This window comes from Acinetobacter yuyunsongii (assembly GCF_041021915.1).
Lineage (GTDB): Bacteria > Pseudomonadota > Gammaproteobacteria > Pseudomonadales > Moraxellaceae > Acinetobacter.
Genome location: NZ_CP157435.1, coordinates 1,908,711 through 1,921,658, shown reverse-complemented (window position 1 = coordinate 1,921,658; position 12,948 = coordinate 1,908,711). Strand labels below are relative to the sequence as shown.

Annotated in this window: 12 protein-coding genes and 2 pseudogenes; 6 read left to right on the top strand and 8 right to left on the bottom strand. The window is 39.3% G+C overall.

The window, feature by feature from the left end:
• The first annotated feature begins 181 nt into the window (after nucleotides 1–181).
• From ABLB98_RS09260 to ABLB98_RS09250, 3 genes are all read left to right on the top strand, one after another.
• Nucleotides 182–586 (top strand): hypothetical protein, encoded by a 405-nt coding sequence (locus ABLB98_RS09260; RefSeq protein WP_256414618.1) that lies wholly within the window; start codon nucleotides 182–184, stop codon nucleotides 584–586.
• A gap of 383 nt (nucleotides 587–969) precedes the next feature.
• The gene (purL, locus tag ABLB98_RS09255) at nucleotides 970–4,800 is read left to right on the top strand and encodes a phosphoribosylformylglycinamidine synthase (protein ID WP_348882097.1); all 3,831 of its coding nucleotides are present in this window, start codon (nucleotides 970–972) and stop codon (nucleotides 4,798–4,800) included.
• A 100-nt stretch (nucleotides 4,801–4,900) separates the two neighbouring features.
• On the top strand, nucleotides 4,901–5,215 hold the full coding sequence (locus tag ABLB98_RS09250; RefSeq protein WP_348882096.1) for an NGG1p interacting factor NIF3: 315 nt from the start codon (nucleotides 4,901–4,903) through the stop codon (nucleotides 5,213–5,215).
• Here the strand turns inward: ABLB98_RS09250 and ABLB98_RS09245 are convergent, their stop codons facing one another.
• Together ABLB98_RS09245 and ABLB98_RS09240 are read right to left on the bottom strand one after the other, a co-directional pair.
• Nucleotides 5,216–5,977, bottom strand: a complete 762-nt coding sequence (locus tag ABLB98_RS09245; RefSeq protein WP_087546817.1) for a nitroreductase family protein — start codon at nucleotides 5,975–5,977, stop codon at nucleotides 5,216–5,218. It lies immediately after the preceding gene.
• Nucleotides 5,978–6,078: 101 nt separating this feature from the next.
• Complete coding sequence (locus ABLB98_RS09240; RefSeq protein WP_087544834.1) at nucleotides 6,079–6,879, bottom strand: enoyl-CoA hydratase-related protein; 801 nt, start codon at nucleotides 6,877–6,879, stop codon at nucleotides 6,079–6,081.
• 108 nt (nucleotides 6,880–6,987) lie between these two features.
• Between ABLB98_RS09240 and ABLB98_RS09235 the strand changes: the two genes are divergently transcribed.
• Both ABLB98_RS09235 and ABLB98_RS09230 read left to right on the top strand, forming a co-directional pair.
• Entirely contained in the window at nucleotides 6,988–7,563 is a 576-nt protein-coding gene (locus ABLB98_RS09235) for a nicotinate-nicotinamide nucleotide adenylyltransferase (RefSeq protein WP_087544898.1), read from the top strand.
• Nucleotides 7,564–7,736: 173 nt separating this feature from the next.
• Nucleotides 7,737–8,228: pseudogene (locus ABLB98_RS09230) on the top strand (IS5 family transposase); the annotation flags it as partial.
• 105 nt (nucleotides 8,229–8,333) lie between these two features.
• Here ABLB98_RS09230 and ABLB98_RS09225 read toward each other — a convergent pair.
• The 6 genes and pseudogenes from ABLB98_RS09225 to dapD all read right to left on the bottom strand — a co-directional run bounded on the left by ABLB98_RS09225 (nucleotide 8,334) and on the right by dapD (nucleotide 11,866).
• Nucleotides 8,334–8,798: a peroxiredoxin gene (locus ABLB98_RS09225; protein ID WP_348882095.1), complete on the bottom strand. Its 465-nt coding sequence runs from the start codon at nucleotides 8,796–8,798 to the stop codon at nucleotides 8,334–8,336.
• Nucleotides 8,799–8,817: 19 nt separating this feature from the next.
• Nucleotides 8,818–8,947, bottom strand: a pseudogene (locus tag ABLB98_RS09220) (ATPase); the annotation flags it as partial.
• Between the two features lie 77 nt (nucleotides 8,948–9,024).
• Nucleotides 9,025–9,441 (bottom strand): hypothetical protein, encoded by a 417-nt coding sequence (locus ABLB98_RS09215; protein ID WP_004777277.1) that lies wholly within the window; start codon nucleotides 9,439–9,441, stop codon nucleotides 9,025–9,027.
• A 30-nt stretch (nucleotides 9,442–9,471) separates the two neighbouring features.
• Complete coding sequence (gene queC / locus ABLB98_RS09210; RefSeq protein WP_348882294.1) at nucleotides 9,472–10,140, bottom strand: 7-cyano-7-deazaguanine synthase QueC; 669 nt, start codon at nucleotides 10,138–10,140, stop codon at nucleotides 9,472–9,474.
• A 77-nt stretch (nucleotides 10,141–10,217) separates the two neighbouring features.
• Complete coding sequence (queE, locus tag ABLB98_RS09205) at nucleotides 10,218–10,928, bottom strand: 7-carboxy-7-deazaguanine synthase QueE (RefSeq protein ID WP_348882093.1); 711 nt, start codon at nucleotides 10,926–10,928, stop codon at nucleotides 10,218–10,220.
• Between the two features lie 116 nt (nucleotides 10,929–11,044).
• Nucleotides 11,045–11,866 (bottom strand): 2,3,4,5-tetrahydropyridine-2,6-dicarboxylate N-succinyltransferase, encoded by an 822-nt coding sequence (gene dapD, locus ABLB98_RS09200; protein WP_151707722.1) that lies wholly within the window; start codon nucleotides 11,864–11,866, stop codon nucleotides 11,045–11,047.
• A gap of 293 nt (nucleotides 11,867–12,159) precedes the next feature.
• Here dapD and carO point away from each other — a divergent pair, with 293 nt between their 5' ends.
• Complete coding sequence (gene carO, locus ABLB98_RS09195; RefSeq protein WP_348882092.1) at nucleotides 12,160–12,912, top strand: ornithine uptake porin CarO; 753 nt, start codon at nucleotides 12,160–12,162, stop codon at nucleotides 12,910–12,912.
• Nucleotides 12,913–12,948: the final 36 nt, after the last annotated feature.

Here is a 12,948-nt window from a genome sequence, read left to right as displayed (position 1 = left end):
TTAAAATACTTTGCGTCTGAGTTAGGATTGTTGTGTAGCAAATATATGTGTTGAAGTGAAAATAGTAGATTTTTTAAAAGTTAATCAGTTTGGCATTCCACTGCATAACGGCGGAACGAGGCGAGATATAAAATGGCAGATGGGATGAAAGATTATTTAAAAATACTGCTGGAGGTTAATAATGCCATTTTTGAGAAAAGCTGATTTGTTAAATACTATATTAAATGAAATTACATTAGCTGCTCCTTTAGACTGGAGAAAGGTTGTTTACTATACAGAGCGATTGAGAAATGAGCATGGGGAGCTAAGAAATGCTGTAATTTCAGAATGTTGGTTTGGTGATAAAATGTTTAAAGTTAATAGTAGTAGAGGTCCTGTTTTAAAATCATCAATTGAACTATTTGATGCAGTAGATGAGTTGTATGAGTGTGATGAAAATACAAAAGATCAATGGTTTGGTTTAGGTATTAGTCTTACAAGTGATGGAAAATATTTAACAAAGTTTTATTATGAAGGTACTCCTTTACTTAATAAGAATACAATTGATTATACTCAAAGAGTAGATGCTTTAGCTGAGATGAATTAAATATATTATTGCTTCGTTCGATCATTGTTGAGCTGCACCCGAAATTTGGACATATTAGTCTAGATGAAAGGGTGTAATTATGTAGGGCGTAGAAACTGATTGAGGATATGATTTTAACTGAGATTTGTTCAACTCATCCATAAATCAGTTTGTCTCACTTTACTGTTATTCGGTGGAACGAGGAATTTATCAAACTAAATGAATTGTTACGAATATCGTAAAACCTATAAAGCTATAAGAAATTAAGAGAGTTGGGATAGAAAACTCTGATTTTTAAGATGGATATGGCTAGCTGAAAGAAGGCTTTCACAGTAGAATATGCGCTCTCTCATAAGTCACATTGCGGTAGGTTCGTTAGACCCACCCGTGGAGCCAAAGTCAACATGTTTATCGTGGCCGGTGCATCAGCACATTCTTCTTTTAAGAAAGCTCAACTCTTAAACCGTTTAGCGTCAATGAGTTCTGTTCAATCTTTTGACAGCCAGTGGGTTTATTTGTTTGATCAAGCGCTCAACGAGCAGCAACATCAATCGGCATTACAACTTTTAAACGATGGTCAATCTTTCGAACTTCGCCAAGCTGCAAGTGATGAAATCCAAATTTTAGTAACTCCACGTGTTGGCACAATCTCTCCGTGGTCGTCTAAAGCAACTGATATTTTCCAAAACTGTAATACACCTATTCACCGTTTAGAACGTGGTCTGCTATTTACACTGAAAGGTGTGAAAGAGATTTCGAATGAAGTGAAATTGGCATTACATGACCGTATGACAGAGAGTGTTTTTGCTCAAATTGATGATGCAAAAGCTTTATTCTTAGAAACAGCGCCAAAACCATTGAACTCAATTGATATTTTGAGCCAAGGTAAAGAAGCATTAGTTAAAGCGAATAATGAGTTTGGCTTTGCTTTATCTGAGCAAGAAATTGATTACTTAACCGAAGCATTTACAAAGCTGGGTCGTAATCCAAATGACATCGAGTTAATGATGTTTGCTCAGGCGAACTCTGAACACTGTCGTCATAAAATCTTTGGTTCTGAATGGACAATTGATGGTGAAAAACAACCATTATCATTGTTCCAAATGATTAAGAACACCTATAAAGAATCTCCAACAGATGTATTGTCGGCGTATAAAGACAATGCCTCTGTGATCGTGGGTTATGACACCATGCGTTTTTATCCAAAAGCGGATGAAAATGGTCACTTTGTTTATAAATATAAGAGCCAAGCCGCTCATATTTTAATGAAGGTTGAGACGCATAACCACCCAACAGCAATTTCTCCATTTGCTGGTGCTGCAACTGGTTCAGGCGGTGAAATCCGTGATGAAGGTGCAACAGGTCGTGGTGGTAAACCAAAAGCAGGTTTAACAGGCTTTACGGTTTCTAACTTGAATATCCCTGGTTTCGAACAGCCTTGGGAAGAAAACTACGGTAAGCCTTCACGTATGGCATCGCCATTACAAATCATGATCGAAGGTCCATTGGGTGGTGCTGCGTTTAACAACGAATTTGGTCGCCCAGCATTAAATGGTTATTTCCGTACTTTCGAACAGAATGTCAATGGTGAAGTGAAAGGCTTCCATAAGCCAATCATGATCGCGGGTGGTTACGGTAACATCCGTCCTGACCATGTTGAAAAAGATGCGATTCAACCGGGTGACTTGCTCATTGTATTGGGTGGCCCTGCAATGTTGATTGGTCTTGGCGGTGGCGCAGCGTCTTCTGTAGACAGCGGTACCATGGGTGAGAGTTTAGACTTTGCTTCGGTGCAACGTGAAAACCCAGAAATGGAACGCCGTTGCCAAGAAGTCATCGATACCTGCTGGCGTTTAGAAGATTTTAACCCAATCGTGTCTGTACATGATGTGGGTGCGGGTGGTGTATCTAACGCCATGCCTGAACTTGTGAATGATCACGAGTTGGGTGCAGTGCTGAACCTGCGTAAAATTCCATCATTAGAGCCAGGCATGAGCCCGATGGAAATCTGGTCAAATGAAGCGCAAGAACGCTATGTGCTTGCGATTCGCCCAGAGTCTTTAGAACAGTTTGAAGAAATTTGTGCACGTGAGCGTTGCCCGTTTGCGGTACTCGGTGAGGCGACTGAAGCGCGTCACTTAACGGTTGAAGATCCTTTGTTTGAAAACAAGCCTGTTGATATTCCAATGCAGGTGATCTTAGGCGGTACACCGCGTATGCAACGCTCGTATGAAACGATTGAGCGTACGGGTAACGACTTTGATGCTGCGAAAGTTGACTTGAAAGATGCGATTTTCCGCGTATTGAAAAATCCAACTGTTGCGTCTAAATCATTCTTAATCACCATCGGTGACCGTTCGATTACGGGTATGGTTGCACGTGATCAAATGGTGGGTCGTTGGCAGGTGCCTGTTGCAGATGCAGCAGTAACGACGACAAGCTTGCAAGGCTTCACAGGTGAAGCAATGGCAATGGGTGAACGTCCACCTGTGGCATTGTTAAATCCTGCTGCGTCTGCACGTTTAGCGGTTGCGGAAGCAATTACCAATATTGCCTGTGCCAACATCGAACAAATTAGTGATATCAAGCTTTCTGCAAACTGGATGGCTGCGGCTGGTCAAAAAGGTGAAGATCAAGCCTTGTTTGAAGGTGTGAAAGCGATTGGTATGGAAATGTGTCCTGCTTTAGGCATTGCCATTCCTGTCGGTAAAGATTCACTTTCAATGCGTACCACTTGGAACGATGGCGAAGACAAAGCAGTAACTTCTCCAATGACAGGTGTGATCACTGCATTTGCACCTGTTTTAGATGTACGTAAAACTTTAACACCTGAACTCAAAAACCTAGAAGACTCAGCACTGGTTCGTATTGATTTGTCTAAAGGTCAATTCCGTTTGGGTGGTTCGATCCTTGCGCAAGTGTACAAAGCTATTGGTTCTGTTACCCCTGATGTTGATAGTTTTGATGACTTCAAAGCGTTCTTTGCCTTGATTCAAGACTGGAACAATCGTGGTGTAATCAAAGCTTACCATGACATCGGTGATGGTGGTTTATTGGCGACTGTTGCTGAAATGATGTTCGCATCGCGTTTAGGTGTTGCTCTAGAAAATCAATCAACTGAAAGTTTATTTGCTGAAGAAATTGGTGCAGTACTTCAAATTACAGCGGTTGATTGGGCGCAGTTAGAAGTTGAAGTAGCAGCGTCAAGCCTGAAAGATACAATTGCAGTTGTGGGCCGTGTCAATACAACTGATCAATTGGTTGTAAATGGTTTAACGCTTGAGCGTGCTGAATTACAACAAGCTTGGGCTGAAGTTTCACATCAGATCCAACGTTTACGTGACAACGTTGAAACAGCTGATCAAGAATTTGCTTTAATTGCAGATCAAAACCACAAAGGTTTAATTGCACAACCAACATATGACTTAAATGAGCCAGTTGAAGCGCCGTTTATCAATACACGTCGTCCAAATATGGCAATTTTGCGTGAGCAAGGTGTAAATGGTCATGTCGAAATGGCGGCAGCCTTTGACAAAGTAGGCTTCAATACTATCGACGTACACATGAGTGATTTACTTGCAGGCCGTGTGAGCTTAAGCGACTTTGAAGGTTTAGTTGCATGTGGCGGCTTCTCATACGGTGACGTGATGGGTGCTGGTGGTGGCTGGGCGAAATCAGTATTGTTCAATGCGAAACTACGTGATCAGTTCGAACAATTCTTCCATCGTGAAAATACATTCAGCTTAGGCGTATGTAACGGCTGTCAAATGATGTCACAACTTGCTCCGCTGATTCCTGGTGCAGAGCATTGGGGACGTTTCCACCGTAACATGTCAGAAGTATTTGAAGCGCGTGCAGTGAATGTTCGTGTAGAGAAATCTGTTTCTGTGTTGCTTGAAGATATGCAAGGTTCGATTTTACCAATCGCAGTTGCGCATGGTGAAGGTCGTTTAGTTGCGACAGAACAACAACTTGCCGCTTTAAATGCAGAGAACCAAGTCATCTTGCGTTATGTAGATAGTTTGGGTAATCCAACTCAGCACTATCCATTGAACCCGAATGGTTCACCTGAAGCGATTACAGGACAAACTTCTAAAGATGGTCGTGCAACAGTAATGATGCCACACCCAGAGCGTAACTTCCGTGCTTTACAACATTCTTGGAAGCCTGAAGATTGGGCTGAAGATGGTGCTTGGTTGCGTATGTTCCGCAATGCACGTAAGTTCATTGGTTAATATGAAATAAAAAATAAGCCACCTTACGGTGGCTTATTTTATTCTTGGATTCAATATAAAATAATGATGAATGAACAAGAACAATCAAATCAAAAAGAATATGCTAAAACTTATTTACTATGTACCTGAATCTCACCTTGCAACCACAAAACTTGCTATTTTTGAAGCAGGAGCAGGTGGTATTGGTAATTATGAACATTGTGCTTGGCAAGTGAAAGGAATAGGGCAATTTAAGCCAGTTAAGGGTGCAAATCCATTTTTAGGGCAGTTGGATGAACTGGAACAACTTGAAGAGTGGCGTGTAGAAACTATTGTGCCTGAAGATAAAGCCAGTCTTGTGGCAAAGGTATTAAAGGCAAGCCATCCTTATGAAGAGCCTGCCTTTGAGTTTATTCAAATATTAGATATTGAATAATTATACTTTTTGAATAAATAAATCACGATCAAAACGATACTGCGGGAAGAACACACCATCTGTAGCCCGTTCACCTGCACCAATCACCATGACAGGATGCTGTTGATCATTTAATTTTAAAATTTTACGAACTAAAGGCTCATCAAAGCCTTCCATCATACAACTGTCAAAACCATAGGCACGTAAAGCTAATACAAGGTTTTCACAGGCTAAAGCAGTGGTTTTAGTTGCCCATAATTTAGCATCGGCAGGGTTAAATGCAGTCACAGGAAGTTGTTTATCAAGTGTACGGGCTACTTTAAATGCAACTTTTTTGAAGTTACCTAATGCATTGAAATAACCTGTTTTATAGTTGTAGGGGATAAAACGGTAATATTTTTGTACCATTGCAGGGGCTTCAGGAAATGGAAATTCGCTAATATTTCGTTTTGCCATTTCATCAACACGATCTGTACGCGCCACGCATACGATCAATTCTGATGCAGTTTTAGCAGCTAGCTGTCCTAAGCATGCTTTAACCAGTTGCTTTTTCTTACTTGGATTTTGCACCACATAGAATGTCCACGGCTGTAGGTTTGATGAGTTGGGTGCAAGCAGTGCCAAATCTAAACATTCATCTAAAATCTCACTTGGAATCGGTTTATCCGTGAACTTACGTACTGAACGACGGCTTTCAATGACTTTACGGAAATTGGCAACATCAATATCTTGAGTGGCAGGTTCGTAGTAGCGTTTTTTGTCAGTTTGATTTTGTTCAGACATGAGAATAAATGTTCCTATAAGATTGTTGTTCATATTGGGACGTTAAATAAAAAAACCACCCAGTCTTGACTAAGTGGTTTATATAAAAACAGTGTAATGTATTAATTGAACTGTGAGAAGTCAGGCTTACGTTTTTGCATAAATGCTTGTACAGCTTCCATCATTTCAGGTGAACGTACACGCTGCATAAAGATTTCAGCTTCTTCATCGACGCAAGCAATAATTTCAGCTAAGTCTTTTTTCATTAGCGCTTTACTTTGTTTTAGAGACGCTAAAGGTAATGCTGCTAAATGTTGAGCTGTTTGTTGTGCGGTTGCATAAACATCTTCAACGACATCATTCACGAGATTTGCTTTTACTGCTGTTGCAGCATCAAATTTCTTCGCTGTGAATAATAATTCAGCCGCTTTCTGATAGCCTGCTTGTTTGACCAATAAACGGCTCGCAGCACCTTCAGGAGAAAGGCCTAGGCTGACGAATGGAATTTGGAATAGGGCAGTATTGTCTGCAAATACGATATCAGCATGTAATAAGATCGTTACACCGATCCCGATTGCTACGCCTTTCACTCCAATAATCAGTGGTTTAGAAAAACGAGCCGCAGCTTTTAATAACACAAATGGTGGTTGATCGCCTGCTTTGCCTTCATACGGCTTTTGCATAAAGCCCATGAAATCTTTCATGTCATTACCCGCAGTAAAATCTTGTTCTGCACCACGGAAAATAACAACACGTACATCTTTATTTGTATCAGCTTCATCTAATGCTTTTGCAATCCATAGATAAAGTTCGCCGTAAAGTGCATTCTTTGCTTCTGAACGGTTAATGGCTAAGGTGAGTACGCCATCTTCTAAATTTGCTTGCAAATGTTGATGAGGTTGTTGAATACAGCTAAGTGTCATCGTACTATCCTTGCTTTAATCCAGATTGATTTTTTAAGTGTCCTCATTATGTCGCATATTTACCTAAATGGCGCAACTGATGAGTTCACAAAAAGTGAAATTACGCCTATGTACACATTTGACTATCTTGTTTTTATTGGACGTTTTCAGCCTTTTCATTTAGCGCATCTACAAACCATTGAAATTGCATTACAACAAAGTCAGAACGTGATCTTGGCATTGGGTTCAGCGCAAGCAGAACGGAATATCAAAAATCCATTTTTAGCCCATGAACGTGAGCAAATGATTCTGTCTAATTTTTCAGAAGATGAGCAGAAACGGATTCATTTTGTGCATGTGGTTGATGTGTATAACGATGAAAAATGGGTCAAACAAGTCAAAACATTGGTCAATCAAGTGGTTCAGCCAAATGCAAAAGTAGGTTTGATTGGTCACTTCAAAGATGAATCTTCGTATTATTTAGCTTTATTTCCAGAATGGCAGATGGTTGAGTTGGATAGTTTAAAAGATTCTATTTCAGCCACGCCCATGCGAGAAGCCTATTATCGTGGAGAGATTCAAACTGAATTTTTCCCTAAAGGCACGATTGAATTTCTGACTGAATTTAAAAATACAAAAGTCTATGTGGAATTGCAGCATAAATATCTTGCGGGTGATAAAAGTAATTTGGATGAATGTTTTTAAGATTTTAGTTCTTTAAGCAGAAAATCGATGAAAACACGAATATGGAAAGATTCGTGTTTTTTGATGGATAAACTAGGGTCTGTTGACATTTGCTGTATAAAAAATAGCGAGTAAATAAAATTTAATCGTCAAACCAAATTCACTACTCGCTATGCCTCAAACATACAGATAAAGAGTGGATTTTTATTGATGGCTCTCATATCAGAGCACATCAACACTCTGCTGGGTTAAAAGATCAATCTATATCAAAAAGCATTGGTGGGAATAGTTCAAAATTACATTTAGCCGTTGATTCTCATGGTAATCCAATTGAAATTATCATCATGAATGGAACAACACATGATGTTAAAGTTGCGCCTGAGCTAGTTGAAAAATTAGATTTGGAAGAAACTGATGTCTTATGTGCAGATAAGGGTTATGATTCTGAACCACTACGAGAGCAAATCAGCGCGACGAATACAAAAGCCAATATCCCCCTAAAGCCAAATACTCAGTCCAACAATAATCATATCGACTGGAATCTATATAAAATTAGGCACTTAGTGGAAAATACTTTTGCAAGATTGAAGCAATTTAGAGGAATAGCAACTCGATATGACAAGCTAAAACGTAATTATGAAAATGCGCTTGCTTTAGCTTCCATATACATCTGGTTGCCATTATGAAATGTCAACAGACTCTAACCTTTTTATCATACGCTAAGGTATAAGCAGCGGGCAATTTACCCATAACAAAAAAGCGAGTACACAACTCGCTTTTTTTACTCAACATTATGAAGTGCCTTGCAATGCTTTTAGATCTTCCAATACTTGTTCAGCATGACCAGCAGCTTTAACTTTGCGATAGCTTTTCACTAACTGTTTGTTGTGAAAAATAAAAGTTGAACGCTCAATGCCCATGACTTGTTTGCCATACATATTTTTTTCTTTGATGACATCAAAATGTTTGCATAACACTTCTTCTTTATCACTAATTAAATCAATTGTGAGCGCTTGTTTTTCCGTGAAATTTTGATGTGCTTTAACAGAATCTCTAGAGACTCCAAAAATTTGACAATTTAATCCTTCAAATTGATCTTTTAAACACGAAAATCCAATAGCTTGAGTCGTACAACCTGGGGTTGAATCTTTGGGGTAGAAATAAATGACAAGCCATTCGCTGCCTAACTCAGCAAGATTGACTTCACCTTGTGTAATTGAAAAAGTATGATTCGGTAATTCAATATTCTCAGACATTTTTATTCCTTCTATAAAGCTAAGCGTGATCTAGTTCAAGTGGTAAAAAAGCATATTCTTCATGATAAACAATTTCACCGTGACGTATAGGAATTGCTTTGTTAAAACCTTGTCCTGTCAATCACAATGGTATGGAATTTTCCACCCTCTTCAACATAAAGGAAAGTTTAACAGAGCCTACAAAAAAGCCTGCATTTATGCAGGCTTTAATCTGAACAATACAAGCTTACTTTTTAGGAGCTTGTTGCTGAGCAGCTTTCATTGCTTCCTCAGTTAACTTTTCAAGCTTAGACACCAGTGGTGCACCTAGGCAAGCTTGTAATTCTTTATTTTGTTGCTGTACAAATGCTAAAGAACTTGGGCTTTTCTTCGCATTGATTGCGCTTTGAATTTCCCATTTTTGAGCTTCAGTTACTTTCCCTTGAGCATCAATTTGGCAACCACAAAATTTACTCACTTCCGCAGCTGATAACTTGCCACCTTTAGTGGTTTGTTCCTTACAGACGTTAATCAATGCAGATTTTACATTGGTACTTTTATATGCTGCTTGTAATGGATTATCAGCTGCGTGAGTTGCCATTGCAAATAAAGCAGTCGCTGACATCATTGTAGAAAGAATAAGATTTGATTTTAAAAACTTCATATATTGTACCTAATGATTGCCCTAAATCATCTATTGGGTATAGCGTGTAGGGTCCGCAATACCTGCTTCGATAAAACCTTGTTGGCGTAAACGGCAACTGTCGCATTTGCCACACGCACGTCCTTGAGCATCTGCCTGATAGCAGGATACTGTTTGGCTATAGTCTACGCCATGTTCGATACCTAAGCGTATAATATTCGCTTTGGATAAATGTAACAAAGGTGTTTCAATTTTGAGGGGTTTTCCTTCCACGCCTGCCTTTGTTGCCAAACGCGCAAGATTGGCAAAAGCGTCAATAAATTCTGGGCGACAATCTGGATATCCTGAATAATCAACAGCATTGACACCAATCACAATGGCTTGAGCGTCAAAAACTTCTGCTGCTGCAAGGGCATATGAAAGGAAAATGGTGTTACGCGCTGGAACATAAGTTACAGGAATCCCTTCTTGTAATTGTTCAGGTACATCAATGTTATGATCTGTAAGCGCAGAGCCGCCTAAATTGCCTAAATCAATATTAATGACACGGTGTTCTACACCTGCACGTTGTGCAAGTGCTTTGGCTGCATCAAGTTCAGTCGTCGAACGTTGACCATACATAAAGCTTAATGCAATACAATCATAATTTGCTTGTGCCCAAGCAAGACACGTTGTTGAGTCTAAGCCACCAGACAATAATACGATGGCACGAGAACGCATATTATTTTCCATGATTCAACCTAAAAATAAATTTGATAAAAGCCGATCTATTTTGCAGAACGGATATTTTGAGTGTTTTAACGACCAGATTCATCATTCCATAACAGCTTATGTAACTGTAATTGAAAGCGAACAGGGAGATGGTCATCTAAAATCCACTGAGCTAAATCACGTGCAAGAGCAGGCAGAGCAACAGTACCTTTTTCTACCGCGAAAGCAGGAGAGAACCATACTGTACTGACTTTATCTTGCAACTGGAAACTTCCCAGTTGTTGTTTAGACCATTCATAGTCGGCACGATTACAGATCACAAATTTAATCTGATCATGCTGTGTTAGATAGTCGAGATTGGTAAGTAAATTACGATGATCTTCATTAGACGTTGGTGTTTTTAAATCCAACACTTTGGAAACACGAGGGTCAACTTTCGATACATCTAAAGCACCGCTGGTTTCAAGTGAAACTTCAAATCCAAGATCACAAAGACGTTGTAATAAAATCAGACAGTTTGGTTGTGCAAGCGGTTCGCCACCTGTCACACAGATATAAGGTGTTTTATGTTGGCTTGCTGTTTCGATAATCTGTTCAAGGGATAAACGTTCACCACCTTCAAATGAATAAGTCGTATCACAATAACTACAACGTAAAGGACAACCCGTTAAACGAATAAAAACAGTCGGTAAACCAAAAGTATTCGCTTCGCCTTGCAAAGAATAGAAGATCTCGGTAATACGTAAACCAGCCGCAGGATCAGATACAGGAATTGCAGAAGAACGTAAGGAAGCCATAAATAGTTACCACAAACAGTTGCTACATAAGCAGCAAGTACATAAAAAACAAAATCTCTACGACCATAGCTGATCGTAGAGACGAGGAGCGATGAAACTCCGAGAAACGTTATAAATTAGTCTGCACGTAATAAATCGTTCAAGCTAGTTTTTGCACGTGTTTTCGCATCTACTTTTTTCACAATAATTGCAGCATAAAGGCTGTAAGTACCACATTTCGATGGAAGGCTACCTGCAACAACGACTGAACCTGCTGGTACGCGACCATAGTGAATTTCACCTGTTTCACGATCAAAGATTTTAGTTGATTGACCAATGAATACGCCCATTGAAATCACTGAACCTTCTTCAACAATCACGCCTTCAACGATTTCTGAACGAGCACCGATGAAGCAGTTGTCTTCAATAATCGTTGGATTTGCTTGTAATGGTTCGAGTACACCACCGATACCAACACCACCAGATAAATGAACGTTTTTACCGATTTGAGCACATGAACCCACAGTTGCCCATGTATCAACCATGGTACCTTCATCTACATAAGCACCAATATTGACATACGATGGCATCAATACGACATTTTTCGCTTGGAAGCTACCGCGACGAGCAACAGCAGGTGGTACAACACGGACACCAGCAGCTTTAAATTGCTCTTCAGTCCAACCTGAATATTTAGTTGCAACTTTGTCATAAAACTGTAGATCACAAGCTTCAATAGGCTGATTGTCATTGAGTTTAAAAGAAAGTAAAACTGCTTTTTTTAACCATTGGTGAACAACCCACTCACCATCAATCTTTTCAGCCACACGAAGTGTACCGTTGTCTAAACCAGTTAATGCTTCTTCAACGGCTTGACGAATTTCTGTAGGGCAGTCCGTAGCTGAATAATTTGCACGGTCTTCAAATGCTTGCTCAATGATCGTAGAAAGCTGAGACATGATCTTCATTCTTCCAAAAATAAATTTCCGAGATTTTACACTAATTTGATACAAGAATCTTTGAAAAAAGTCGTTACAATAAAGTGTTTTAAAATTAAGCAATAAAATTGTACTAAATTCGGATTTAATTGTTTTTTATCCATTATTTTGAAATATACAATTATTCTGAATTTGTATCAAAAAATAACAAAAAGTAATCAGTTTCTGTATAAAAAGATATCAATCATTCTTTTAAGATTTTATTACAGTAACAACTATACCTTAGATAAAAGTATTTTTTTGAGGAGACTTCAATGAAAGCTTTGCGCGTTATTTTAGCTGCAGGTGCATTAACAGCGATTGCAGGTTCTGCTTTAGCAGCAGATGAACAAGTTGTGAAGGAATCAGGTTCTACGTTTCCTTCATACTTAGATCCAGTTTCAGTTCGTGCTGAAGTGGGTACTACAGGTTATGGTGGTGCAATTTCTTATCGTGTTAATCCTTATGTAGGTTTAAGTCTTGGTTATAATGGTGGCGATATTTCATGGTCTGATGATGTCAAAATTAATGGCACCAAATATGATCTTGATATGGAGAATAACAACACATATTTAAATGCTGAACTTTATCCATGGGGTGCGAGTCAAAATGCATTCGCTCGTTCGCTTTATGTAGCAGCAGGTGTTGGCTATCTCGATAATGATTATGATCTTCAGAAACGTACATCAGCAGGTCGTACTTTAACAATTGACAACAATGATTATGAAGTTGTTAATCCTGGGCAAGAGGGTGGTGTACGTGGCAAAATGTCATATAAAAATAACATCGCGCCTTATGTCGGTTTAGGTTTGAATGCACCAGTGTATAAAAATATTGGTTTGTTTGGTGAAGTTGGTGCTTACTACACAGGTAACCCTGACGTAAAACTTGATGATTACAACTTAAAAGGTGTTACCGGAGCTAAGCCGATTAATCAGGCAGTTGCTGATGAGCAAGACAAAATTGCGAATAAGAGTCGCTATGAATGGATGCCAGTGGCTAAAGTGGGTGTGAGCTTTAAGTTCTAACCTACCAACTCTGCATAAAAAACGAGCGCTAAGCTC

Coding starts and splice junctions, on each gene's coding strand:
- ABLB98_RS09260 (WP_256414618.1), top strand. CDS start 182: ATGCCATTTTTGAGAAAAGCTGATTTGTTAAATACTATATTAAATGAA.
- purL (WP_348882097.1), top strand. CDS start 970: ATGTTTATCGTGGCCGGTGCATCAGCACATTCTTCTTTTAAGAAAGCT.
- ABLB98_RS09250 (WP_348882096.1), top strand. CDS start 4,901: ATGCTAAAACTTATTTACTATGTACCTGAATCTCACCTTGCAACCACA.
- ABLB98_RS09245 (WP_087546817.1), bottom strand. CDS start 5,977: ATGTCTGAACAAAATCAAACTGACAAAAAACGCTACTACGAACCTGCC.
- ABLB98_RS09240 (WP_087544834.1), bottom strand. CDS start 6,879: ATGACACTTAGCTGTATTCAACAACCTCATCAACATTTGCAAGCAAAT.
- ABLB98_RS09235 (WP_087544898.1), top strand. CDS start 6,988: ATGTACACATTTGACTATCTTGTTTTTATTGGACGTTTTCAGCCTTTT.
- ABLB98_RS09225 (WP_348882095.1), bottom strand. CDS start 8,798: ATGTCTGAGAATATTGAATTACCGAATCATACTTTTTCAATTACACAA.
- ABLB98_RS09215 (WP_004777277.1), bottom strand. CDS start 9,441: ATGAAGTTTTTAAAATCAAATCTTATTCTTTCTACAATGATGTCAGCG.
- queC (WP_348882294.1), bottom strand. CDS start 10,140: ATGCGTTCTCGTGCCATCGTATTATTGTCTGGTGGCTTAGACTCAACA.
- queE (WP_348882093.1), bottom strand. CDS start 10,928: ATGGCTTCCTTACGTTCTTCTGCAATTCCTGTATCTGATCCTGCGGCT.
- dapD (WP_151707722.1), bottom strand. CDS start 11,866: ATGTCTCAGCTTTCTACGATCATTGAGCAAGCATTTGAAGACCGTGCA.
- carO (WP_348882092.1), top strand. CDS start 12,160: ATGAAAGCTTTGCGCGTTATTTTAGCTGCAGGTGCATTAACAGCGATT.